This window comes from Streptomyces pseudovenezuelae, assembly GCF_029892565.1.
Taxonomy (GTDB): Bacteria; Actinomycetota; Actinomycetes; order Streptomycetales; family Streptomycetaceae; genus Streptomyces; species Streptomyces pseudovenezuelae_A.
The window spans coordinates 20686-46315 of the sequence record NZ_JARXVH010000027.1; the positions used below are offsets into that span (position 1 = coordinate 20686).

Consider the following 25630-nt stretch of genomic DNA (forward strand, 5'->3'; position numbering starts at 1 on the left):
AGTTGAAATCATGGCCCCAAGCGCCATGAGCAGTTGGACGAAGTCACTCTCCGACGCACAGCCGGTCCCGTACTGGCTCGAAGATCCCGGCAAGCCCCACCCCGAGCCCGCGCTCACCGGCGCCGAGACCTGCGATCTGCTGGTCGTCGGCGGCGGTTACAGCGGACTGTGGACCGCGCTCATCGCCAAGGAGCGCGACCCGCGACGGGATGTCGTCCTGCTGGAAGGCCGCGAGGTGGGCTGGGCCGCCTCCGGCCGCAACGGCGGCTTCTGCGCCGCCTCCCTCACCCACGGCCTGCCCAACGGCCTCGCCCGCTGGCCCGAGGAGATCCACAAGCTGGAGGAGCTGGGCGCCCGCAACCTCGACGAGATCGAGGCCGCGGTCGCCCGGCACGGCATCGACTGCGACTTCGAGCGCACCGGCGAGATCGACGTAGCGACCGAGCCGTACCAGGCGGCCGAACTGCGCGACTGGTACGAGGAGATGGACCGCGCCGGCCTCGCCGAGGGCGTCGAGTTCCTGGACGCCGAAGCGGTACGGCAACAAGTCGACTCACCGACCTTCCAGGCCGGCCTGTGGGACCGCGGGGGCGTGGCCATGCTGCACCCCGCCAAGCTCGCCTGGGGCCTGAAGCAGGCCTGCGTCCGACTCGGCGTCCGCGTCTACGAGCACACTCCCGCCCTGGCCCTGAAGCCGGTCGGCGCCGGCATGGCCGTACGCACCCCCTACGGCTCGGTCCGCGCCCGCAAGGTCGCGCTCGGCACCAACATCTTCCCCAACCTGGTCAAGCGCGTGCGGGCGTACACCGTCCCGGTCTACGACTACGCGCTGATGACCGAACCGCTGAGCGACGACCACCTCGCGTCGATCGGCTGGAAGAACCGCCAGGGACTCGGCGACAGCGCCAACCAGTTCCACTACTTCCGGCTGTCGGCCGACAACCGGATCCTGTGGGGCGGCTACGACGCGATCTACCCGTACGGCGGCCGGGTGCGCCGTGAGTACGACGACCGCCCGGAGACGTACGCGAAGCTCGCGGGGCATTTCTTCGACTGCTTCCCGCAGTTGGAGGGCGTCCGCTTCACGCACGCGTGGGGCGGCGCGATCGACACCTGCTCGCGCTTCTCGGCGTTCTTCGGCACCGCGCACCGGGGGAACGTGGCGTACGCGGCCGGGTACACGGGCCTCGGCGTCGGCGCCACCCGCTTCGGGGCCGACGTGATGCTGGACCTGCTGGACGGCGAGGACACCGAGCGCACCCGCCTGGAGATGGTCCGCAAGAAGCCGCTGCCCTTCCCGCCGGAGCCGTTCGCCTGGACCGGCATCGCCCTCACCAAGTGGTCGCTGGCCCGCGCGGACACGCACAACGGGCGGCGCAACCTGTGGCTGCGGACCATGGACCGGTTGGGCCTGGGCTTCGACAGCTGAACGCGGCGTTCGCGGGTGTGATCCGGTTCACTCCAACGGGGTGTCGGAACCCGCGTAATGCTCCCCGGACGACCTCCCTCTCTCTCGTGACGCGACCAGCGTCCACGACACAGAGGGAGGTCGTCTCATGACTGGGGCGAAGACGGCGGTCGACTGGCTGGCATCGGTGGCACCCGATCCCGAGGCATGCCGCTGGGAATGGGAACGCAATCCGCTGGGGGTGGCCCTGCTGCCCGCCGGCAAGGCGTGGGACGTGCTGATCCTGCCGGGCGAACTCGGCTATCCCACGCTCGACGTGCTCACCCGGGTGCTGGACCAACCCGGGCCGGTGCTCGTCGACTTCGGCGACAACCGGATGGGCTTCTTCGTGCCGCCCGGCACGGCCGCCCGCTGGCTCGGCACCGGCATCCGCACGGCGGGCGCCGGCACCTGGATCGTCGTGCCGTACCCGGGCCGCGCCACCGGCGGGGTCCGCTGGCTGGTCCCACCGGACGGCTCCGGCACCCTCACCGACCCGGCGCTGCTCGAACTGGCCATGCACGAGGCGGCGGCCGGACTGGCCACCGACGACAACGGGTGAGGCGGGTGACGGCGGGCGATGAGGACGGGTAGCGGCAGGAGGTCTTGACAACAGGATTGGTCTGGACCAAATTGAGCGCGCTCCACCCCTCCAATTCCCCCATGCCCGGAGGCACTTGTGGACCGCTTCAGACCCTTCCTCGCCCTGCTCACGGCCACCCTGCTGGCCGTGCCCGGTGTCACCGCGCTCTCGTCGGCCGCCCGTGCGGCCGACGCGGACCTGGCGAAGAACGGAGGCTTCGAGTCCGGCCTCGACAGCTGGACCTGTTCGGCCGCTACTACGGTGAACTCGCCCGTGCACAGCGGGAGTTCCGCGCTGCAGGCAACCCCGGCCGGCAGCGACTACGCCCAGTGTGCGCAGACGGTGACCGTCCAGCCGAACTCCCAGTACACGCTGAGCGGTTACGTCCGCGGCTCCTACGTCTACCTCGGCGCGAACGGCACCGGCACCACCGACGTCTCCACCTGGACCCAGTCCGCCCCCGACTGGCAGAAGCTCACCACCACCTTCACCACCGGCGCCGCCACCACCAAGGTCACCCTCTACACCCACGGCTGGTACGGCACCGGCGCCTACTACGCCGACGACATCTCCCTCATCGGCCCCGGCGGCAGCGCCGGCCAGCCCCCCACCGCCCCGACCGGCCTGAAGACCGGCACGATCACCTCGTCCTCCGTCGCCCTGTCCTGGACGGCGGTCACCGGCGCGACCGGCTACGCGATCTACCGGGGCGGCACCAAGGTGCAGACGGCGACCGGCACTTCGGCCACCGTGACCGGCCTGACGGCGGCCACGGCGTACAGCTTCCAGGTCACCGCGAGCAACGACGCCGGCGAGTCCGCGAAGTCGGCGGCGGTCACCGCCACGACCAGTACGGGCTCCGGCGGCACCCCAGGTATGCCCACCCACGCCCTGGTCGGCTATCTCCACGCGAGCTTCGCCAACGGCGCCGGCTACACGCGCCTGGCCGACGTCCCCGACAGCTGGGACGTCATCGACCTGGCCTTCGGCGAGCCGACCTCCACCACCTCGGGCGACATCCGCTTCAACCGCTGCCCGGTGACGGAGTGCGCGAACGTCGAGTCGGACGCCGACTTCAAGGCGGCGATCAAGGCCAAGCAGGCGGCGGGCAAGAAGGTGCTGATCTCGATCGGCGGCGCCAACGGCCAGGTCCAACTGGCCACCACGGCGGCCAGAGACACCTTCGTGTCATCGGTCTCGAACATCATCGACACCTACGGCCTGGACGGCCTGGACATCGACTTCGAGGGCCACTCGCTGTCCCTGAACACGAACGACACGGACTTCAAGAACCCGACAACTCCCGTGATCGTCAACCTGATCTCGGCCCTGAAGACCCTGAAGGCCAAGTACGGCACCAAGTTCGTGCTGAGCATGGCGCCCGAGACCTTCTTCGTGCAGATGGGCTACCAGTTCTACGGCACCGGCAAGTTCGGCGGCCAGGACCCGCGCTGCGGCGCCTACCTTCCGGTCATCTACGCCCTGCGCGACGACCTCACCCTGCTCCACGTCCAGGACTACAACTCCGGCCCCATCATGGGTCTGGACAACCAGTACCACTCGATGGGCGGCGCCGACTTCCACATCGCCATGACCGACATGCTGCTCACGGGCTTCCCGGTGGCCGGTGACGCGAACAACGTCTTCCCGGCCCTGCGCCCCGACCAGATAGCCATCGGCATGCCGGCGTCGACGAACGCGGGCAACGGCTACGTCTCCCCGTCCGAGGTCGACAAGTCCCTGGACTGCCTGACGAAGAGGACGAGCTGCGGTTCATACACCACCCACGGCACCTGGCCCGCCCTGCGCGGCCTGATGACCTGGTCGGTCAACTGGGACCGGTACTCGAACTGGGAGTTCCAGAAGAACTTCGACGCGTACTTCGGCTGAGCGGACCGAGCGGTCCGAGTACGAGGGTCAGCGCGGTCAGCAGCACCGTGCCGAGGCACCAACTGGCCACGACGTCCAGTGGCCAGTGGTAGCCCCGGCGGACCAGACCGAAGGCGACGGCGAGGTTGACGACGGCACAGGCGATGACCACCTCGCGGCGGGCGTAGGCCGTGCGGAGCCAAGGGAGGAGGAGCAGGGTCGCGGTGCCGTAGGCGACCATCGCCGTCGCGGTGTGCCCGGAGGGGTAGTAGCCGGTGGCGGGCGGCACGGCCGGGGTCCCGGGGCGGTCGATCAGTTCCTTGAGGGGCACGACCAGCACCGGGACCAGCACCATCAATACGGCCCCGGCGAGCGGCGGCAGCCACCAGCGGTCCGTGCCCGCGGCTCGGCCGCGCCGGGCGACGTAGACCAGGGCGACGGTGAGCACGGGGACCGCGATCTGGAAGTTGCCGAGGTCGGCGAGAAGCTCGGAGACGCGGTCCGGATGTACGAGGGCCCGGCTGATCCGTTCGTCCGCGCGCAGCAGGGGACCGTCGGCCACGACCTGCCAGGTGATCAGCGCGAAGAGGAGGGCGGGAAGCCCGAGAAGCCAGAGGCTGAGAGGGAGTGAGAGAGAGGAGGTCGGCCGCCCCGGAACAGGGGGGGTGGTTCCGGGGCGGCCGACCGGATCGGATCGACGCCCACCCCGGGGGGTTTGGGGCGGGCGACTGTCCGATCGGTGAGGAGATCCGGAGCCGGAGGCTCCGGGTGTGTGCGCGAGGGCACGACCAGGTCGAAGCTGGGGAGGCCTCGGCCTGAAATCGCCCACAGTCCCCTGTGGGCGGGGTGTATCTCTCATCTGAAATGAACCTACGGCAGTGGAGTGAGTGAAGACAGGCGGAATCGAGTCCCGCCATGCACCTCGCACACCTTCTTCACACGCTCTGCCGGTGGCCCTCCTCAGACGCGGGCGAAGGCCTGCTCGATGATGTCGAGACCCTCGTTCAGGAGGTCCTCGCCGATGACCAGCGGGGGCAGGAAGCGGAGGACGTTGCCGTAGGTGCCGCAGGTCAGGACCAGCAGGCCCTCCTGGTGGCAGGCCTTGGCCAGGGCCGCGGTCGCCTCCGGGTTCGGCTCCTTGGTGGCGCGGTCCTTGACCAGCTCGACGGCGATCATCGCGCCGCGCCCGCGCACGTCACCGATGATGTCGAACTTCTCGGCCATGGCGGCCAGGCGGGGCTTCATGACCGCCTCGATGTGCTGGGCGCGGGCGTTGAGGTCCAGCTCCTTCATCGTTTCGATGGCGCCGAGCGCACCGGCGCAGGCCACCGGGTTGCCGCCGTAGGTGCCGCCGAGGCCGCCGGAGTGCGCGGCATCCATGATCTCGGCGCGGCCGGTCACGGCGGCGAGCGGGAGCCCGCCGGCGATGCCCTTCGCCGTGGTGATCAGGTCGGGGACGATGCCCTCGTCCTCGCAGGCGAACCACTGGCCGGTGCGGCAGAAGCCGGACTGGATCTCGTCGGCGACGAAGACGATGCCGTTGTCCTTCGCGAACCGGCTGAGCGCCGGCAGGAAGCCCTTGGCCGGCTCGATGAAGCCGCCCTCGCCGAGCACCGGCTCGATGATGATCGCGGCCACGTTGTCCGCGCCGACCTGCTTGCTGATCTGGTCGATGGCCTGCGCGGCGGCCTCGGCACCGGCGTTCTCGGCACCGGTCGGCCAGCGGTAGCCGTACGCCACCGGCACCCGGTAGACCTCGGGCGCGAACGGCCCGAAGCCGTTCTTGTACGGCATGTTCTTCGAGGTCAGCGCCATCGTCAGGTTCGTACGCCCGTGGTACCCGTGGTCGAACACCACCACGGCCTGTCGCTTGGTGTACGCCCGCGCGATCTTGACGGCGTTCTCGACGGCCTCGGCGCCGGAGTTGAACAGCGCAGACTTCTTGGCGTGGTCACCCGGCGTCAGCTCGGCCAGCGCCTCCGCGACCTCCACGTAGCCCTCGTAGGGCGTGACCATGAAACAGGTGTGGGTGAAGTCGGCCAGCTGCGCGCTCGCCCGCCGCACGACGGCCTCGGCGGAGGCGCCGACGGACGTCACCGCGATGCCGGAACCGAAGTCGATCAGCCGGTTCCCGTCGACGTCCTCGATGATCCCGCCGCCGGCCCGCACGGTGAAGACGGGCAGCACCGAGCCCACGCCCTGCGCGACCGCGGCGAGACGGCGGGCCTGCAGCTCCTGCGACTTCGGGCCGGGGATGGCGGTGACTACGCGGCGCTCCTGCGGAAGTGCGGTCATGAGGGGCTCCTGGGGTTGTGCGGCCTTACGGACTGTGGTGGCCCGTTACGGACTCTTGTCTCTGTCTTTTCTCGCAGGCTAGGACGGGTCGGGAGAGGTGGGCATGCTCCATGTGGGCGGTGTCGTCGCCTCCGATTGTCCGCCGTGGACATGGCCGGGCCCAGAGGTACTGGGGCGGCCCGGCCCCGCAATCGGTGAACTCCCTTTGCGGGCGCGTTAGATTGACCGCTGAAGGTGGACGGAACGGCTGGTCGGGAAGCGAGAGCGATGGACAGCGACGGGACGCAGGACACGCGGGGTACGCAGGCGAATCCCGTGCCTCGCCCGGCGGGGCCGCCCCGGATCCCGCCGCGGCCGGCCGACGCCCCCGGCACGCCGCCGCGCCCGGACGGCTCGGCCTTCCTGACCTGGCTGCGGACCGCGCGCCCCGAGGCGCTGCCCGGGGTGTGGCGGTTCGGCCACCGGCCGCGGCCCGAGGAGGAGCCCGAGCGCATCCCGGGCCGCCAGCTCATCAGCGGCGCGCTGATCGCCTTCCTGGTCGGCTGGCTGATCTGGTCGCTGCTGTGGAACGGCTACGTGGGCGGCTGGTGGCTGCTCCCGCTCTACGCGATGATCCCGGACTCCTGGGCCTCGCCCCACAGCTTCGCCTCCGTCGTGGTCGTCTACGCCTACTACGTGCTGATCGCCCTGATCATCATGATCGGCGTCGGCCGGCTCGGCCGCTGGGCCGAGATCTGGCGCCGCTACGGCCCGCCCGCCTGGAACCGCCAGGCAGCGCCCCGCACCGAACGCCCCCCCACCCCCGACCAGGACCCCGCCGAATGGCCCCAGCTGCGGGCCGCCGGGGCCGTGGACGCCGCCGAGCGGCTTACGAGCGAGGCGCGGTCGGGGCTGATGCGGGACGTCGACCACGCCCGGATCAGCCGGGCCTGGCAGGGCGTGCGCAGCGGCCGCCACACCCTCGCCGCGTTCACCGGCGCCGTACTGAAGGACGGCTCCGCCGCCTGTCTGCACCCCTCCGGCGCACGCGACCTGCCGGCCCGGCTGGCCCGCCACGACCTCCTCACCGGACAGGTACGGCTCGGCACCACCGCCGACGACCCCCGCAACCCCTACGCCTACCGCGGCGCGGGCCTCGGCCTCGACCCCGACCTGCTCGGCACCTCCCTGCTCGCCGTCGGACCGGCCGGCTCCGGCAAGACCGGGACCCTGGTCCGCCCGCTCGCCGAGTCGCTGTGCCTGCACGCGCTGGCCGGCCGTGCCGCGGTGGTCGTGGTCGGCGCGGCGGGCGCGGGGCTCGGACCGGTCGACGCGTACGACGTCGTCGTACGGATCGGGAATCCGGAATCCGTCTACGACCTGGACTTGTACGGCGGCACCGCGGATCCGGACGAGGCCGCGGCCGTGCTCGCCGAGGCGCTGGTCGGGGACCTCGCCGATCCGCACCCGGGCAACGACAGTCGACGTTCCACGACCGTCCTGGCCCAGCTCCTCGGACCCTTCCGGGCCGTCCACGGCCGCTTCCCCTCCGTACCGGAGCTGCGGCAGCTGCTGGACGGCGCGCCCGGCCCGCTGGACACGCTGCGCAAGGCGCTGCAGGGCTCGGGGCAGGAGTCGCTGATCCGTGAACTGGACTCGCGGGAGCGGCAGTTGGCGCATCCGGGAGATGTGGCGCCGGTGCTCGCGGACCGGGTGGCGCTGCTGGACCGGCCCGCCTTCGCGGGGTTCTTCGACACGTCCGGGCAGTCGCGGCCGTTCTCGCTCAAGGCGCTCGACCACCCCGTGCGGGTCCGCATCGACCTGCCCGAGCGCGGGCACGCGGACGCCTCGCGGATGCTGGCGCGGCTGGTGCTCGCACAGTTCACGGCGAGCGTGTCGGCGCGGGAGGACCGGTCGCTGTTCGCCTGTCTGGTGCTGGACGACGCGTCGGGCGTGGTCACCCCGGAGGCCGTGCGCGGCATCCAGCGGCTGCGGTCGGCGAACGCCGGCGTCGTCCTCACCCTGCGCACCCTGGACGACGTACCCAGGCCCCTGCGCGGACCGCTGCTCGGCGCCGCCGGCTGCCGCATGGCCCTCTCCGGGCTCACTCCGTGGGACGGCCAGGACTTCGCCGAGGTCTGGGGCAAGGAGTGGACCGAGGCACGCGACGTCACCGACCGCCAGATCATCGCCGAGACCCCCGCGGGCAAGGCCCTGCACATGGTCCGCCGCGTGATCACCGGCAAGGCCCCGACCCAGCGCGCGGTCACCGTCCGCCAGGTCGAGCGGGAGCGCTGGTCGGCATCCGAACTTGCCCACGGGCTGCCGGCGGGCCACGCGGTCCTGTCCCTGACCAACGTGAAGGGCGAACACGCACCGCCGCTCCTGGTGGACCTGCGGAGCTGAGGCACGCTGCGGGACCTTACGGTGAGGCAGAATCGGTAGAGGTCGTTCATACGAAGCGGCCAAATGATCACCCCGGTCATCCGATCTCTCAGCCCTCAGCCCTCCGCACTCCTGCCCCCTGACCTGAAGGCCCCATGCGCCCCACCCTCGCCTCGCTCGTCCACCACTCCGCGCTGAAGCTGACCGTGCGCGCGGGCGAGGACCGCCTGGACGTACCGGTCCGGTGGGCGCACGTCAGCGAGCTGGCCGACCCGGTGCCCTACATGGAGGGCGGGGAGCTCCTGCTGATCACCGCGCTGAAGCTGGACGCGGAGGAGCCGGAGGCGATGCGGCGGTATGTGAAGCGGCTGGCGGAGGCGGGCGTGGTCGGACTCGGCTTCGCCGTGGGCGTCAACTACGAGGACATCCCCAAGGCACTCGTCGACGCGGCCGAGCAGGAGGGCCTGCCGCTCCTGGAGGTCCCGCGCCGCACCCCTTTCCTCGCCATCAGCAAGGCGGTCTCCGCGGCCATCGCGGCCGACCAGTACCGCGCGGTGACGGCCGGCTTCGCCGCCCAGCGCGAACTGACCAGACAGACCCTGACCAACGGCCCCGAGGGCCTGCTCGCCGCACTCGCCACCCAGGTCGACGGCTGGGCGGCGCTCTACGACGCCTCGGGCGCCGTGGTCGCCACGGCACCGGAGTGGGCGGGCCGCCGGGCCGCACGCCTCACGCCCGACGTGGAGCGGCTGCGCGAACGCCCGGCCCCCGCGTCCTCGGTGGTGGGCGGCCCGGAGAACGAGGACCGCGTCGAACTGCACTCCCTGGGCACGGGCCGCAGACCACGAGCGGCCCTCGCCGTTGGCACGGCAGCCGCCCTGGGCACGGCCGAGCGCTACGCAGTCCACTCGGCCATCGCCCTCCTCACCCTCACCACAGAACGCTCCCGCTCCCTCCAGGACGCCGAACAGCGCATCGACGCGGCGGTCCTGCGCATGCTCCTGGCCGGCGAACCGGACCACGCCCGCATGGTGGCCGGAGACCTCTACGGCGCCCTCCTGGACGCTCCTTTCCGCATCGTCGTAGCCGAATCGACCTCGACCTCGACCTCGACCTCGACCTCGGCGTTGGCCGCGCTCGCCGAGATCGTGGAGTCAGCCGCCGCCCGCGCAGGGGAGGCGGTGCTGGTGGTGCCCGAGGGGGCGCAGCTGGTCGTACTGGCCGCGGACGAGGGCGCCGCGATCGCCGCGTGCGGGGAGTACATGGGCGCACTGGAGGCGGCGCGCACCGGATCGGTGGCCGAGCAGCAGGGCGGCGGTGACGAGAACGGACTGGTCGTGGGCCTGTCGGCACCGGTGGGCCCGATCGCGGCGGCAGCGGCGTACAAACAGGCCGAGCAGGCCCTGTCGGTAGCCAGACGCCGGGGCAGGGTTTTCGTGGAGCACGAACAACTGGCGGCGGGCTCCGTCCTCCCCCTGCTCGCGGACGACGCGGTGAGGGCCTTCGCCGACGGCCTCCTCCGCCCCCTCCAGGAACACGACGCGACCGGCCGAGGCGACCTGGTCGCCTCCCTGCGCGCCTGGCTCTCCCGCCACGGCCAGTGGGACGCGGCCGCAGCCGACCTCGGCGTCCACCGCCACACGCTGCGCTACCGGATGCGGAGAGTGGAGGAAATCCTGGGCCGCTCACTGGACGACCCGGACGTGAGGATGGAGCTGTGGCTGGCACTGAAGACGACGCAGACCGACTAGCCACGTCAAGCCCCGCACCTCTTAGCTCCGCACCCCTCAACCCCGCATCTCTTAGCCCCTCCGGCGTTTGAGGAGCGGGGTCTGGGGCGGAGCCCCAGAAGGATGGGACGGGTAGGGGCGGCGGGGGCGAAAAAACCTTCCCCACCCCACTAGGCCAATCCGGCGCAAGCCCACCCCCCACCCCTACACCCCGGACAACCACACCCCCGCCCCCACCCACCTACCGTGGACCCGAATCACCCGCGCACCCCCATACACCCCCAACGGAAGGGCCGGACCCCGCAATGACTTCCCCCACCGCCTTCTGGCTCGCCGGCCGCCAGGTCACCGGCGATGACACCTTCGACGTGACCTCCCCCTGGGACGGCCGCCTGGTAGCGAAGGTCACCATCCCGACGGACGCCCAGGTAGAAGAGGCCGTCTCCGCCGCGCACGCGATCCGCGAGGACTTCGCCGCAACCCCCGCCCACATCCGTGCCGCCGCCCTGGACCACGTAAGCCGCCGCCTGGCAGACCGCACGGAAGAGATCGCCCAGTTGATCTCCGCCGAGAACGGCAAGCCGATCAAGTGGGCCCGCGGCGAAGTCGGCCGCGCGGTCTCGGTGTTCCGTTTCGCCGCCGAAGAAGCCCGCCGCTTCAACGCCGGCGAGGCCCAGCGCCTGGACACGGACGCCGGCGGCCAGGGCCGCCTCGCCCTCACCCGCCGCTTCCCGAAGGGCGTCGTCCTCGGCATCGCGCCCTTCAACTTCCCCCTGAACCTGTGCGCCCACAAGATCGCCCCGGCGATCGCGGCCGGCGTGCCGATCATCCTCAAGCCGGCCCCGGCCACCCCGCTCGCCGGACTGATCATCGGCGACCTGCTCGCCGAGACCGAACTGCCCGCCGGTTCCTGGTCGATCCTCCCGGTCGCCAACGACAAGATGCCCGCCCTGGTCCAGGACGAGCGTCTGCCGGTCATCTCCTTCACCGGTTCGGAGAAGGTCGGTTACGCGATCATGGACTCGGTGCCGCGCAAGCACTGCACCCTGGAGCTGGGCGGCAACGGCGCGGCCGTCGTCCTCGCCGACTACGCGAGCGACGCCGACCTCGACTGGGCCGCGACCCGCATCGCGACCTTCTCCAACTACCAGGGCGGCCAGTCCTGCATCTCGGTGCAGCGGGTCATCGCGGACACCGCCGTCTACGACCGGCTGCTGCCGCGCATCGTCGCCGCCGTCGAGGCCCAGGTCACCGGCGACCCCGCCGACGACAAGACCGACGTCGGCCCGCTGGTCAGCGAGGACGCCGCGAAGCGCGTCGAGTCCTGGGTCGACGAGGCCGTCACGGCCGGCGCCACCCTGCTCACCGGCGGCAAGCGCGACGGCGCCTCCTACGCGCCGACCGTGCTGACCGACGTACCGGCCGACACGACGATCTCCTGCGAGGAGGTCTTCGGACCGGTGCTGACCGTCACGAAGGTGGACGGCGAGGCCGCCGCCTTCGCCGCCGCCAACGACTCCAAGTACGGCCTCCAGGCAGGGGTGTTCACCCACGACCTCCAGGTCGCCTTCCGCGCCCACCGCGCGCTGGAGGTCGGCGGCGTGGTCATCGGCGACGTCCCGTCCTACCGCGCCGACCAGATGCCGTACGGCGGCGCCAAGCAGTCCGGCGTCGGTCGCGAGGGCGTGAAGTTCGCTATGGACGACTACACGTACGAGCGGGTACTGGTCCTCACCGGCCTCGCGCTCTGACCACCCCTCTGGCTAATGGGAACCATTTTCATATAGGCTCCCCGAAGGGGTCCGGCACCGATGCCTTCCGGTGCCGGGCCCCTTCTCCGCGTCGGCATGCTCCGGACCCTCAACCGGAGAAGCCGACGTGCGCGAGCCGCAGTGGGCCGCGCAGTCTCAGGTGCACGTCGTGCACACCCTCGGCGACGATCCCGGCACCGAGGATCGTGTAGTCGTACGGCCCCGACGTGGGCGTGGGCAAGGCGAGTTCGGCGAGTGCCGGACCACCGTCGAGTGACAGCTCGACCGTCCCCTCGCCCGCCACCCGCACGGTCACCTCCGTGACGCCGTCCCCGAAGTCGCAGTCCCGGTAGACCAGTTCACCGGCCCCGCCGCCCGCCGGCGTCACCGCGTCCCCCGACACCCTCGCGCGGTCGACGATCGCGATCCCGCTCTGCTCGTCGAAGTCGGCGGCCGGCAGGCCCCGTTGGAGCATGCGGCGCGGGCCGCCCGGGTCGCCGTCCAGGAGGACCGTCGTGCGGAGGCGGACGTCCTCGCTGGAGGCGCCGGCCAACACGTCGTACGGGCCCGGTTCCAGGCGCCACCCGCTACCCGTCACGTCCCAGAACTCGAAGGCGGTGAGCGGGACTTCGAAGGACAGGTCCGCCCGTGCACCCGGTGCCAGCGTGATCCGGCGGTGCGCGAGCAGCTCGCGGCGCGGGCGCGGGACCGACGGCTCCACGGCCCGCGTGTAGAGCTGGGCGACCTCGTCGGCGGTGACGTCACCGGTGTTGGTGACCGTGAAGGAGACGTGCGCCGACCCGTCCTCGACCCGCACGGCGAGGTCGGCGTAGGAGAAGGAGGCGTACGACAGTCCATGGCCGAAGGGGAACAGGGGTGTCCCCTCGAAGTAGAGGTAGGTCTGCCGGCCGCCGATCACGTCGTAGTCGAGCAGGTCGGGCAGGTCGCCGTCGTTCGCGTACCAGGTCTGCGGGAGGCGGCCGGCGGGGGAGACCTCGCCGGACAGGACGCGGGCCAGCGCGGTGCCGGCCGCCTGGCCGCCGTGGGCCGTCCACAGCACCGCCGGCAGGGCCGCGGTCCCGACGGCGTACGGGTACGCGGAGACCAGCGCCAGCACCGTGCGCGGGTTGGTGGCGCGGGCCGCGCGCAGCAGGCGCTCCTGCTGGGCGGGCAGGCGGAGTGTCGTACGGTCCTCGGTCTCGCGGCCGTTGATGTGCGGGTCGTTGCCCGCCACGACCACGACGACGTCGGCCTGCTCGGCGACCCGCCGCACCGCCTCCTCGCCGCGCTCCGCGAAGACCAGCTCGAAGGGTTCCGGGCGCTCGGCCCGCTCGTCGTTCTCGTCGGCAACCTTCACGCCGTCGGCGGCGACAGAGATGTGGCGACCCGTACCGACGTGCCGGAGGAGGTGACCGTCCTCGTGGGGTTCGAGCCGGAACGTCTCCTGGACGACCCAGCCGCCCGGCTGGTCGGCGGAGGCGCGTACGTAACCGTCCTCGGCGACCGAGAGGTAGCGGCCGTCGGGGGCGCGCAGGGTCAACAGGCCCTCGCCCCAGTCGATCAGGGCGAGTTCGGTGCCGGTGGGGTCGGTGGTGAGCGGGGGCATGTCGGTGCGGCCGGCCAGCAGAGCCGGGTCCAACGCGCCCTCCGCGCCGCGCACCTCGTCGGCCACCTCCACCAACGGCACGTGCAGGAAGGCGCCTTGGGAAGTCCTCAGCCGCACCCGGTCCACGCCCTCCGCGAACTCCACCCGCTCGGCGCCGAATTGCTCGTACAGCCCCTCCAGCGGAGTGGAGCGGTGGATGAGGGTGCCGCTGTACCAGTCGAGCTTGCACTCGTCGGCGAGCAGGCCGACGACCGCGATCCGGGTGTCGGGGGCGAGCGGCAGCAGGCCGTCGTTCTTCAGCAGCACGATTGCCTGCTCGGCGGCCTCCTGGGCGAGGGCGCGGTGCGCGGGGGTGTCGAAGTCGCCGGTGCCGGCGTACGGGTCGTAGCGCGGGTCGAACTCGCCGAGCCGGAAGCGTACGGAGAGCTGGCGGCGGACGGCGGTGTCGATGTCGGCCTCCGTCAACAGGCCTTGCTCGTAAGCCCTCTTGAGCCGTCCGACGATCTGCGAGGCGTCCGTCCCGTGGTCGGTGAAGCTGTCGACACCGGCGCTCAGCGCGGCGGCCGTCGCCTCCTCGTGGGTGTCGAAGTAGTGCTCGGAATCGACCAGGTTGGAGGGCGCGCCCGCGTCCGAGCAGACCAGCAGATCCTCGTCGGTCCAGGCGCGCAGGTGCTCGCGCAGGTACGGGGAGACGTGGTTGGGGCGGCCGTTGACCAGGTTGTACGCCGGCATCACCCCGGCGACCGCGCCCGCCTCGACCGTCTCGCGGAAGGCGCGCAGGTCGTACTCGTGCAGGACGCGGGGGCGGACCGAGGACGATGTGACGTCGCGGCCCGTCTCGTTGTTGTGGGCGAGCCAGTGCTTGAGGACGGGCGCCGTGCGCCAGTACGTCGGGTGGTCGCCGCGCAGACCGCGCGTGTACGCGGTGGCGATCGCCGAAGTGAGCTTCGGATCCTCCGAGTAGCCCTCCTCGTTACGGCCCCACAGCGGATGGCGCAGCAGATTCACCGTCGGCGCCCAGACGTTGAGGCCGACGCGGTCGTCGTGGGCACGCATGGCCCGCGCCTCCTTGGAGACAGCCTCGCCAACTCGGCGCACCAGCTCCGGGTTCCAGGTCGCGCCGAGGCCCACGGCCTGTGGGAACACCGTCGCCGGGCCCATCCACGCCACCCCGTGCAGCGCCTCCTGGCCGGTGCGGAACGCGGCGATGCCCAGACGCTCGACGGCGGGCGCGTACTGGTGCAGGAAGGAGATCCTCTCGTCCGGCGTCAGCCGCTCCAACAGGTCGTCGATGCGCTTCGCGAACGGCAGCTGCGGATCGCGGAACGGCGGCGTGGGCGGCGTCTGTTCGGTCACGTGGGGTTCCCCTTGCGATGGAGCGACGGAGCGCTTTCGAAGCGCTTCGATGCTCATTCGACGGACGGGTGGGTGTCAAGAGAACCTCACCGCAATTTCAAGCAGCACCTAAGAAGAGGTCACCTCTGACACCTCGGAGGAATCTTGGGAGCGACCCTTGTGCACCCCGGGGCGTTCACTTAACCTCGCAGCAACATCGAAGCGCTTCGACTAATTGCTCTGTTCACTCAAGACACCGCAGCCGACGGCCCACCGCCGGGTGTCCTGGTGCGCCATGAAGGGTTGACGCAATGACGCCGAATGCCGCCTCCGCCCCCAGCCGGAGAAGTTTCCTCGCCTCCACGGCGGTCGCCGCCGCAGCGGTGGCCGGAGGAATGCCGCTGCTCGCCGCGTGCGGTGGTTCGGACAGCGGGTCGAACGGGGGTTCCTCGTCGGGCAAGGGCGTCAAGAAGCTGCTGCCCGCCTACGTGGCCGGCGACGTGGTGACCCCCGACATCCCCGCGAAGAACGGCTCCGCGCTCGGCTTCACCGGCAAGCTCGACCTCGCCACCCTGAAGACCTCGGTCCCCAAGAAGCTCGGCAAGGGCGGCAAGGTCTCCGTCATGTCGCCGTTCTGGGGCTCCCCGCCGAAGTCGGACAACGCCTACTACAAGGCGATGAACGCCCTGATCGGCGTCGACGTCGAGTGGCAGAACCAGGACGGCAACACCTACGACCAGAAGCTCGGCGCGGTCCTGGCCTCCAGCGACATCCCCGACGTCGTGGTCATCCCCGGCTGGAACATGGGCGGCAAGATACCCAGCGCGATCGTCGGCAAGTTCGCCGATCTGGGCCCCTACCTCTCCGGGGACAAGATCAAGGAGTATCCGAACCTCGCGGCGATCCCCTCGGACGCCTGGCAGCGCTCGATCTTCGGCGGCAAGCTGCGCGGCCTGCCGCAGCCGTCCCCGTACGTCACCGGCATCGTGCCCCTGTACCGCAAGGACATCTTCGACAAGGAGGGGTACGAAGTCCCCACCTCCGCCGACGAGTTCATGGCGCTGTGCAAGGAGATCACCAACGCCAAGGCCAAGCGCTGGGCCTGCCTGGACATGAAGTGGACCGCCTTCCAGGCCTTCGGTGTCCTCTCGGGCAGCGAGAAGCCGCTCGGCTGGAACCTCGTCGACGGCAAGCTGGTCTACCGCATCGAGACCGAGGAGTACCTCGAAGCGCTGGAGTGGACCCGCAAGCTCTTCGCCGCCGGATACGTCCACCCGGACGCCAAGCTGGGCAAGAGCGCGGCCACCGACCCGGGCCCCAAGTTCGCGGCGGGCGAGTTCCTCATCTACGCCCAGAACATCACGCAGTGGTGGAGCCGCACCGCCGAACAGGCCACCCAGAACCCGGAGTACAAGATCTGGGGCATGGACATCTTCGGCCACGACGGCGGCGACCCGACCCTCTGGGCCGAACAGCCCGCCGGCATCTTCGCCTTCGTCAGCAAGAAGGCCTCCGAGTCCGTGATCCGTGACGTGCTGGCCGTCGCCAACGTCACCGCCGCGCCGTACGGCACCAAGGAGTACATGCTCACCAACTACGGCGTGGAGGGCACGCATTACACCGTCAAGGACGGTGTGCCCACCAAGACCGATCAAGGCAACAACGAGGTCATCAACGCCTACGTCATGGTCGCGAGCCCCGCCGCCACCATCGCCCACCCCGACTTCCCCGAGGTCGCCAAGGCGCAGGTCGAGTGGCAGCAGCGGATGGGCGCCTTCACCAAGAAGTCGACCTTCTACGGTCAGCAGATCACCGAGCCCAGCCGGTACACCAACCTCTCCAACGACTTCGAGCAGTTGGAGGACGACATCGCGCGCGGCCGCAAGAAGGTCAGCGACATGCAGCAGGCCGTCTCCGACTGGAAGAGCAAGGGCGGCGACAGACTCCGCGACTGGTACCAGAAGTTGCTCGACGACAACGGCACTTCGGCGAGCTGACCAGGCACTGAGGCAAGGAGAACGGCCGTGTCCCACAGCACGGTGCCTCGGAGCAGGACCGAGGCCGACACGACGGGGAAGACCCCGGTGGCGTCCGGCGGCACCACCGGCGCCCGGCAGAAACGTCCCGGCAAGAAGGTGAGCCTGCGGCTCAGGTTCCGACGCGACCGCGTCCTGCTCCTGATGACGCTCCCGGCGCTCCTGCTGATCCTGGTCTTCAACTACCTGCCGATCCTCGGCAACATCGTCGCCTTCCAGGACTACGACCCCTACGTCAGCGACAACGGCATCGTCTCGATGCTGCACAGCCCCTGGGTCGGCCTCGCGAACTTCCAGCAGATCTTCCAGGACTCGGCCTTCTGGAACGCCGTACAGAACACACTCGTCCTGTTCTTCCTCCAGCTGATCCTGTTCTTCCCGATCCCGATCATGCTCGCGCTGCTCATCAACAGCGTGGTCAGGCCCCGGGTCCGGGCGCTCTCACAGGCCATCCTCTACCTGCCGCACTTCTTCTCCTGGGTGCTGGTCATCGCCGTCTTCCAGCAACTCCTCGGCGGGGCAGGGCTGTTCTCGCAACTCCTGCGCCAACACGGCTATGACGGCCTCGACATCATGACCGACCCCAACACGTTCAAGTTCCTGATCACCGCGCAGAGCGTGTGGAAGGACGCCGGCTGGGGGATCATCGTCTTCCTCGCGGCGCTGTCCTCGGTCAGCCCGGATCTGTACGAGGCCGCCGCGATGGACGGCGCCGGGCGCTGGCGCCGCATGTGGCACGTCACGCTGCCCGCGCTGCGCCCGGTGATCGCGCTGCTGCTGGTGCTGCGCGTGGGTGACGCGCTCACCGTCGGCTTCGAGCAGATCCTGCTCCAACGCGACGCCGTGGGACCGGGAGCGGCGGAGGTCCTCGACACCTTCGTCTGGTGGAATGGCGTCCGCAACCAGGACTTCGGCTACGCGGCAGCCGCCGGACTCGTCAAGGGCGTGATCAGCCTCGGCCTGGTCCTCGCCGCGAACAAGGTGGCCCATCTCATGGGCGAGCAGGGGGTGTACAAGAAATGACCGCCGTCATCGACAAGGCCGTGGATCCGGTCAAGTCCGTACGACAGCCCGGCCGTTGGGCCGCGCCGCCCCGGCCGACCTGGGAGGAGGAGCCCAGCAGGGCCGGCCTCGCCGGCAAGGGACTCGTCCTCACCCTCGCCTGCCTCGGCATCCTCTTCCCGCTCTGGATCGTCCTCGTCACCAGCCTCTCCTCGCGCAAGACCATCGACCAGGCGGGCGGCCTGGTCATGGTGCCCAAGGGCATCACCTTCATCGCCTACAAGGAACTCCTCAGCGGCGGCCAGGTCACCCGCGCCGCGATCATCAGCATCCTCGTCACGCTCGTCGGCACGCTGTTCTCGATGGCGGTGTCGGTGTTGTGTGCGTACGGACTCTCGCGGATCGGGTCCCTCGGGCACCGCTGGCTGCTGATGATCCTGCTCGCCACGATGTTCTTCAGCGCCGGTCTGATTCCGACGTACCTGCTGGTGCAGTCCCTCGGCCTGACCGACAGCTATCTCGCGCTGATCCTGCCGAGTGCGCTCAGCGTGTTCAACATCCTTGTTCTGCGCGGGTTCTTCATGGGGATCTCACCGGAACTCATCGACAGTGCGCGGATCGACGGGGCCGGGGATTTCTGGATCCTGTGGAAGATCGTGATGCCGTTGTCCCGTGCGGTGCTTGCGGTCATCACGCTGTTCTACGCCGTCGGGTACTGGAGCGCCTGGTTCAACGCGTCCCTGTATCTCAACGATCAGGACATGATGCCGCTGCAGAACGTCATGATCCAGCTGGTGCAAAAGCAGGAGGCGCCGGTGGGGTTGGGGCAGGCGATCAAGACCGGTGAACTGTCCGGGCTCGCTGTTCAGATGGCGGTGATGGTGATGGCCCTGTTGCCGGTGGCTGTGCTCTCTCCCTTCGTCCAGAAGCACTTCAAGAAGGGCATGTTGACCGGAGCGGTGAAGGGGTGACGGTTCGCCCAATGGGCGGGGCGCCTTCTGTTCGGTGGCGGCTGCGGGTCTGTGGTGGCTTGTCGCGCAGTTCCCCGCGCCCCTTTCGGTAGCTCCCCGAATGTCAATTTCTCTAGCGAGGTATGTGTCATGCCTACGTCGAAACCGAGTCGGCGGGTCGTTCTTGGCGGAGCCGCCGCCGCGCTGGCCACCGTGCCGTTTCTTCCCGAATCCGCGCATGCCGCCGCCCCCGCCCCCGTCAGCCCTTCCTACCGCTGGCGCAACGCCACCATCGGCGGCACCGGATTCGTGACCGGCGTCCTCTTCCACCCCTCCGTGCGCGGGCTCGCCTACGCCCGCACCGACATCGGCGGGGCTTACCGCTGGGACGAACGGGCCGCCCGCTGGACCCCGTTGACCGACCAGCTCGGCTGGGACGACTGGAACCTCCTGGGCGTGGAGGCGATGGCGATCGACCCCGTCCACCCGAACCGGCTCTACCTCGCCCTCGGCACCTACGCCCAGTCCTGGGCCGGCAACGGAGCCGTCCTGTGCTCCGACGACCGCGGCGCCACCTGGACCCGTACCGACCTGGCCGTGAAGCTCGGCGGCAACGAGGACGGGCGGGGCGCGGGGGAGCGGTTGCTCGTGGACCCGCGTGACAGCGACACCCTGTGGCTGGGGACCAGACACGACGGGCTGCTCAAGTCGACCGACCGGGGCGCCACTTGGGCAGGCGTCAGTGCCTTCCCGGCCACCCCGAGCGCGACCGGCCAAGGCGTCACCCTCCTCGTCGCCGCCGGCCGCACCCTCTACGCCGGCTGGGGCGACGGCGACGGCACCGCCGCCACGAGCAACCTGTACCGCACCACCGACGGCACCACCTGGGAAGCCGTCCCCGGGCAGCCCACGGGCACCTCCGCCAAGGTGCCGATCCGGGCCGCGTACGACGCGCACACCCACGAGCTGTACGTGTCCTACGCCGACGCACCCGGGCCCAACGGGCAGGCCGACGGGAGCCTGCACAAGCTGGCCACGGGCAGGGGCAAGTGGGCCGACGTGACGCCGGTGCGGCCGGGTGGGACCACGAGTGACGGGTCCGTCGACAGCTTCGGCTATGGCGGCGTCGCCGTCGACGCCCGTCGCCCCGGCACCGTCGTCGTGTCCACCAACAACCGTTGGGCTGCCGTCGACACGCTGTACCGGACGGCCGACGGTGGTCGCACCTGGACGTCCCTCAAGGACGCTGCTGTCTTCGACGTGTCCGAGACTCCTTTCCTCAAGTGGGGTGCTGAGCAGCCCAAGTTCGGCTGGTGGATCCAGGCCGTCGCCGTCGACCCGTACGACTCCCGGCACGTGGTGTACGGCACCGGGGCCACGCTCTACGGCACGCGAGACCTGAGGCACTGGGCCCCGCAGGTCCGTGGTCTGGAGGAGGCGTCCGTGACGCAGCTGGTGTCGCCCCCGGTCGGGGAGGCGCACCTGCTGAGCGGCTCGGGGGACATCGGCGTGCTGTACCACGAGCGGCTCACGGCCTCGCCCTCCCGCGGCATGGCGGCGAACCCCGTGTTCGGGTCGGCGACGGGACTCGCACAGGCCGCGGGCAGGCCGGCGTACGTCGTGCGCACCGGCTGGGGCGACAACGGCAACGGCGCCTTCTCGGGCGACGGCGGCCGGACCTGGGCGCCCTTCGCTGCCCAGCCCTCCCTCGCCCATGACGCACCGGGGCCGATCGCCACCAACGCCGACGGCAGCGTGCTGCTGTGGTCCTTCGTGCACTGGGACGGCACGAAGTACGCAGCTCACCGCTCGGCCGACAACGGCACGACCTGGACCGAGATCTCCTCCTTCCCGAAGGGCGCCACGCCGGTCGCCGACCCGGCCGACCCGACGCTCTTCTACGCGTACGACACCGATACAGGAACGCTACTTGCCAGCACTGACAGTGGCCTCTCGTTCACCGGGCGTGCGGGTGGGCTGCCCGCCGGGGACAGCCAGTTCCAGCTGGTCGCGGCGCCGGAGCGGTCCGGCGACCTGTGGTTGAGCGTCAAGTGGAACGGCCTGTACCGGTCCATCGACGGTGGTGTGAGCTTCGCCAAGGTGGCCAGCTGCTGGGCTTCGTACACCCTGGGCTTCGGGAAGGCCGCCGACGGTGCGGGCTATCCGGCGATCTATCAAGTCGGCTCGACCGAGACCATCACCGCTGTCTATCGCTCCGACGACGAGGCGAAGACCTGGGTGCGTCTCAATGACGATGCTCACCAGTGGGGCTGGACCGGGCAGGCCATCACCGGTGATCCGCGCGTGTACGGGCGGGTCTTCCTGGCGACCAACGGACGTGGGATCCAGTACGGGGAGCCGGTCTGATGCCCGCGCCGGAGCAGTCGAAGGCACCCGCCCTCGCCGACGTCACCCGTGGCCGCATCCTCTTCGGCGGTGACTACAACCCCGAGCAGTGGCCCGAGGAGACCTGGCCCGAGGACGTCCGGCTGATGAAGGACGCCGGCGTCAACTCCGTGACCCTTGGTGTCTTCTCGTGGGCGAAGCTCGAACCCCGGCCGGGGGAGCGGGACTTCGGCTGGCTGGACCGGCTGATGGACCTGATGCACGACAACGGCATCGGTGTGGTCCTCGCCACCCCCACCTCCTCACCGCCCCCGTGGCTGGGCCGCCTTCACCCGGAGACCTTGCCCCGCGACGAGGACGGCCGCACCGAATGGTGGGGTGGCCGCCAGCACTTCTCGCACTCCAGCGCCGCCTACCGCAGCTGGGCCGCCGCCATCACCGAGGATCTCGCGGCCCGTTACGCCGACCACCCCGCCCTCACCCTGTGGCACATCAACAACGAGTACTGCACCTACGACTGGGGCGACGAGGCCGCGGCCCGTTTCCGAGACTGGCTGCGGGAGAGGTACGGCAGCCTCGACGTCCTCAACTCCGCCTGGGGCACGGCATTTTGGAGCCAGGGCTACGGCGACTGGGCGGAGGCCCTGCCACCCCGGCACGCGCACTACCTCAAGAACCCCACGCAGGTGCTGGACTTCAAACGGTTCACGTCCGACATGCTCCTGGAGTGCTACGTCGCCGAAAGGGACATCGTGCGGCGCCACACCCCGCACATCCCGGTCACCACCAACTTCATGCCGCTGTGGGCCGGGCAGGACGCGTGGCGGTGGGCGGGAGAGGAGGACGTCGTCTCCGCCGACCTCTATCCCGACCCGCGTGACCCGTTCGGCGCCCAACACGCGGCCCTCGTCCAGGACATGACCCGCTCCCAGGCGCGCGGCCCCTGGATGCTGATGGAGCAGGCGGCAGGGCCGGTCAACTGGCGGGGCGTCAACCACCCCAAGCCGCGTGGCCTCAACCGTCTCTGGTCCCTCCAGGCAGTCGCCCGCGGCGCCGACGCCGTCTGCTACTTCCAGTGGCGCCAGTCCCGGCAGGGCGCGGAGAAGTTCCACTCCGGGATGGTCAGCCACGCGGGGGAGGAGGGCCGCACCTTCCAGGAGGTCAAGCGGCTCGGCGCCGAACTCGCCGCGATCGGCTCCGCGGTGACGGACAGTCACCTCACCGCCGACATCGCCGTCCTGCACGACTGGCACTCCTGGTGGGCCGGCGCCCACGAAGGCCGCCTCTCCACCCGCGTCGACTACACCGACGTCCTCACCTCCTGGCACCGCGCCCTGTGGCGGTCCCACCTCACCACCGACTTCGCCCACCCCGAACACGACTTGAGCCCTTACAAGCTGGTCGTCGTCCCGCAGCTCTACGCCCTCACGGACACGGCGATCGACAACCTCTTCTCCTACGTGCGCGACGGCGGCACTCTGGTCTGCGGCTTCCTGACCGGCGTCGCCGACCAGGACGACCGAGTGCGCCCCGGCGGCATGGACCCCCGGCTGCGCGAGCTGTTCGGCATCCACACCCTGCACGAGTGGTGGCCCCTGGACGAGGGAGAGTGGGCGGAGACGGACCGTTTCCGGGGCACCCTGTGGTCGGAGGAAATCGAGGCGGCTGGTGGCGTCACGGCCGAGGCCACCTACAACGGTGGCGAACTCGACGGACTCCCCGCCGTCCTCCGCAACGGCTGTGCCTGGTACGTCTCCACGCTCCCCGAACCCGACGCACTGCGCGCACTCCTCGCCCGGATCGCGGCCGACGCCGGCGCCCGCCCCGTCCTCGACGGGCTGCCCGACCAGGTCGAGGCCGTGCGCCGCGGTGACCTGCTCTTCCTCCTCCACCATGGCCGCGAGTCCGTGACCGTCAAACTCCCGGGCACCCATCACGACCTGCTCACGGGCGCGGCTGTCGCGGACGAACTCACCCTCGGGCGCTACGGAGTGGCGGTGCTGCGCTCATGACGCTCACCCACGGCACCTGGGAGCCCAGGCCCGCCGCCCGTTGGGAGGACGGCTACCTGAGCGGAAACGGCCACCACGGCACTCTCGTGTTCGGTGATCCGAACGACGAGCGGGTCATCGTCACCCACCACACCCTCGTCCGCCCCAACGGCGCCGAACACGCCCGCCCGCCCAGCCTCGCCGCCCAACTCCCCGCCCTCCAGGAGAGGTTGCTCGCAGGCGACCTCCACGCGGCCGAGACCTTCACCGACGGGCGCGAGTTGCAGTGGGTGCAGCCCTTCCATCCGGCCTTCCAGATACGGCTGCGCGGCACGCCGGCCGCGTCCGGCACCCCGGCCACGCCAACCAAGCCCGCCTCACCCGGCGCCGAACCGCCCCCCTACCGCCGCTCCCTCGACTTCGCCACCGGCGTCGCCGAGACCCTCCACGAGGGCCACCACAGCCGCGTCTTCGTGTCCCGCGCCGACGACGTGATCGTCCAACACGTCATCGCGCCCGCCCTCGACATCACCCTCGACCACCGCCTCCCCGGCGCACCCGCCGGGCTCGCCGTCGGTGACGGCGCGGTCCTCACCCCCGAGGGCGCCCTGCTCACCCTGCGCGTCCGCTACCCCGGCAGTGAGAAGGCGTACACCGGAGCGACCCTGGTCGTGGTCACCGGCGGCCGAACCAAGCTCATCCCGCCCGGAGTTCGGGTCACCGGCGCGGAGTCGGTGCTGCTGCTGACGCGCGTGCTGCGGCACACCGGCGAGCCGGACACCGAGCCCGTCACCGACGCCCTGCGTGCCCTGCTCCCCGGCGACAAGAACCCGGACGCCAACGACCCGCACGCCAAGAACTCGTACGCCGAGGACCTCTACACCCATCTCCTGGACCGCCACACCGCCCTGCACCGCACCGCCTACGACCGCGTCACCCTCGACCTCCACGCCGACCCCGCCGAACGCGCCCGGCCCGGCTCGGAGTTGCTCGCCCTCCCTGACAGCCCCGCCCTCCTGGAACGCCTCTTCGCCGCAGGCCGCTACCACCTGCTCTCCGCGAGCGGCCTCTTCCCGCCCCGCCTGACCGGCCTGTGGACCGGTGACTGGGACACGGCCTGGTCCGGCGCCTTCACCAACGACGCCAACCTCAACCTCCAGACCGCCTCCGCGGCGACCGCGGCCCTCCCGGAAGTGACCGAGGCCCACGCCTCCCTGATCCACAGTCAGCTCGACGACTGGGCTGAGAACGCCCGCACGGTCTTCGGGGCCCGAGGCGTCGTCGCCCCCGCCCACACCGACGGCGAGTCCGGGCTGTCGTACCACTTCAGCCGCGAATACCCCCTCCACCTGTGGACCGCCGGCGCCGACTGGCTGCTCAAGCCGCTCGTCGACCACGACGAGACACGCGGCGCCCGTGACCCGCGTACCGCCGCCGCGCTCGCCGAAGTCGCCTGGTTCTACGAGGACTTCCTCAATCGGACGGACAGCCACGGGCGGCTGGTCGTCGTCCCGTCCTACTCGCCCGAGAACCGGCCCGCGAACGGGAGTTGGGGTGCGATCAACGCGGCCATGGACCTGTCGGCAGCCCGACACGCCCTGCTGACCGCGGCCGACTACCACCCGGGACCCGACGCCGAGCGCTGGCGGGCGCTCGCCGACCGTCTCCCGCCGCACCGCGTCAACTCCGATGGCGCCCTTGCCGAATGGGCCCTCCCGGGCCTCGACGACAACTACGACCACCGGCACCTCAGCCACCTCTACGGCGTCTGGCCGCTCGACGAGATCACGCCGTACGACACCCCCGACCTCGCCTCCGCCGCCCACCGCGCCCTCGAACTGCGGGGCGCCGAGAACGACTCCGCGCACGGGCATCTGCATCACGCTCTGATCGCCGCTCGATTGCGTGACGGCGACCGGGTCGCGCACGCGCTCGGGCAGGTCCTCAAGGGCGACTTCTTCCACAACTCCCTGATGAGCGCGCACTACCCGAACCGGGACGTCTACAACGCCGACGCCGCGCACACCCTGCCCGCGGTGCTCGTCGAGACGTTGGTGCAGTCGACGCCGGACCGGCTGGTCCTGCTGCCCGCGCTCCCGGCGACGTACCCGAACGGTGAACTCCTGGGCGTGCGTACCCGGTTCGGGGCCGTGCTCGATCTGGCCTGGAGCCCGCACGAAGCGACCGTGCGGCTGCGCCCCACCCGCAGCCGTCGTGTCGAACTCCGGACTTCCTCCGGCGTGGAGCCGCTCGATCTCGTCGCCGGAGAAGACCGCGTCCTCACCCTGGGGACGTGGTGATCCCCGCAGTTCCCCCCACCCATGG

At 70.6% G+C, this 25630-nt stretch carries 15 protein-coding genes; 12 read left to right on the forward strand and 3 right to left on the reverse strand.

Annotation, left to right across the window (positions count from 1 at the left end):
• The first annotated feature begins 10 nt into the window (after positions 1-10).
• The 3 genes from M2283_RS46010 to M2283_RS46020 all read left to right on the forward strand — a co-directional run bounded on the left by M2283_RS46010 (position 11) and on the right by M2283_RS46020 (position 3920).
• Positions 11-1429, forward strand: coding sequence for an NAD(P)/FAD-dependent oxidoreductase (locus M2283_RS46010; protein WP_280882575.1), 1419 nt, complete (start codon positions 11-13; stop codon positions 1427-1429).
• 127 nt (positions 1430-1556) lie between these two features.
• Positions 1557-2009 (forward strand): hypothetical protein, encoded by a 453-nt coding sequence (locus M2283_RS46015; protein ID WP_280882576.1) that lies wholly within the window; start codon positions 1557-1559, stop codon positions 2007-2009.
• 117 nt (positions 2010-2126) lie between these two features.
• Positions 2127-3920: a chitinase gene (locus M2283_RS46020; RefSeq protein WP_280882577.1), complete on the forward strand. Its 1794-nt coding sequence runs from the start codon at positions 2127-2129 to the stop codon at positions 3918-3920.
• Here the strand turns inward: M2283_RS46020 and M2283_RS46025 are convergent.
• Both M2283_RS46025 and gabT read right to left on the reverse strand, forming a co-directional pair.
• A complete protein-coding gene (locus tag M2283_RS46025) occupies positions 3859-4461 on the reverse strand; it encodes a phosphatase PAP2 family protein (RefSeq protein WP_348538983.1) in 603 nt (200 codons plus the stop codon). The genes M2283_RS46020 and M2283_RS46025 overlap by 62 nt on opposite strands.
• Positions 4462-4859: 398 nt before the next feature.
• A complete protein-coding gene (gene gabT, locus M2283_RS46030) occupies positions 4860-6194 on the reverse strand; it encodes a 4-aminobutyrate--2-oxoglutarate transaminase (RefSeq protein ID WP_280882579.1) in 1335 nt (444 codons plus the stop codon).
• A gap of 267 nt (positions 6195-6461) precedes the next feature.
• On the opposite strand from gabT, the gene M2283_RS46035 reads away from it, so the two are divergent.
• From M2283_RS46035 to M2283_RS46045, 3 genes are all read left to right on the forward strand, one after another.
• Complete coding sequence (locus M2283_RS46035) at positions 6462-8579, forward strand: ATP-binding protein (RefSeq protein WP_280882580.1); 2118 nt, start codon at positions 6462-6464, stop codon at positions 8577-8579.
• Positions 8580-8713: 134 nt separating this feature from the next.
• Entirely contained in the window at positions 8714-10309 is a 1596-nt protein-coding gene (locus tag M2283_RS46040; RefSeq protein ID WP_280882581.1) for a PucR family transcriptional regulator, read from the forward strand.
• 284 nt (positions 10310-10593) lie between these two features.
• Positions 10594-12039, forward strand: coding sequence for an aldehyde dehydrogenase family protein (locus M2283_RS46045; protein WP_280882582.1), 1446 nt, complete (start codon positions 10594-10596; stop codon positions 12037-12039).
• A 109-nt stretch (positions 12040-12148) separates the two neighbouring features.
• Here the strand turns inward: M2283_RS46045 and M2283_RS46050 are convergent, their stop codons facing one another.
• Complete coding sequence (locus M2283_RS46050) at positions 12149-15001, reverse strand: glycoside hydrolase family 3 protein (protein ID WP_280882583.1); 2853 nt, start codon at positions 14999-15001, stop codon at positions 12149-12151.
• Between the two features lie 290 nt (positions 15002-15291).
• Between M2283_RS46050 and M2283_RS46055 the strand changes: the two genes are divergently transcribed.
• The 6 genes from M2283_RS46055 to M2283_RS46080 all read left to right on the forward strand — a co-directional run bounded on the left by M2283_RS46055 (position 15292) and on the right by M2283_RS46080 (position 25605).
• A complete protein-coding gene (locus M2283_RS46055; protein ID WP_280882584.1) occupies positions 15292-16977 on the forward strand; it encodes an extracellular solute-binding protein in 1686 nt (561 codons plus the stop codon).
• Between the two features lie 27 nt (positions 16978-17004).
• A complete protein-coding gene (locus M2283_RS46060) occupies positions 17005-18039 on the forward strand; it encodes an ABC transporter permease (RefSeq protein ID WP_280882585.1) in 1035 nt (344 codons plus the stop codon).
• Positions 18036-18989 carry a carbohydrate ABC transporter permease gene (locus M2283_RS46065; protein ID WP_280882586.1) on the forward strand — a complete coding sequence of 318 codons (954 nt, stop codon included), beginning with the start codon at positions 18036-18038 and terminating at the stop codon, positions 18987-18989. The genes M2283_RS46060 and M2283_RS46065 overlap by 4 nt, the downstream gene beginning before the upstream one ends.
• Positions 18990-19118: 129 nt before the next feature.
• Positions 19119-21335 carry a sialidase family protein gene (locus M2283_RS46070; protein ID WP_280882587.1) on the forward strand — a complete coding sequence of 739 codons (2217 nt, stop codon included), beginning with the start codon at positions 19119-19121 and terminating at the stop codon, positions 21333-21335.
• Positions 21335-23326, forward strand: coding sequence for a beta-galactosidase (locus M2283_RS46075; RefSeq protein WP_280882588.1), 1992 nt, complete (start codon positions 21335-21337; stop codon positions 23324-23326). Before M2283_RS46070 ends, M2283_RS46075 begins: the two co-directional genes overlap by 1 nt.
• Positions 23323-25605, forward strand: coding sequence for a glycosyl hydrolase family 95 catalytic domain-containing protein (locus tag M2283_RS46080; RefSeq protein ID WP_280882589.1), 2283 nt, complete (start codon positions 23323-23325; stop codon positions 25603-25605). Before M2283_RS46075 ends, M2283_RS46080 begins: the two co-directional genes overlap by 4 nt.
• Positions 25606-25630: the final 25 nt, after the last annotated feature.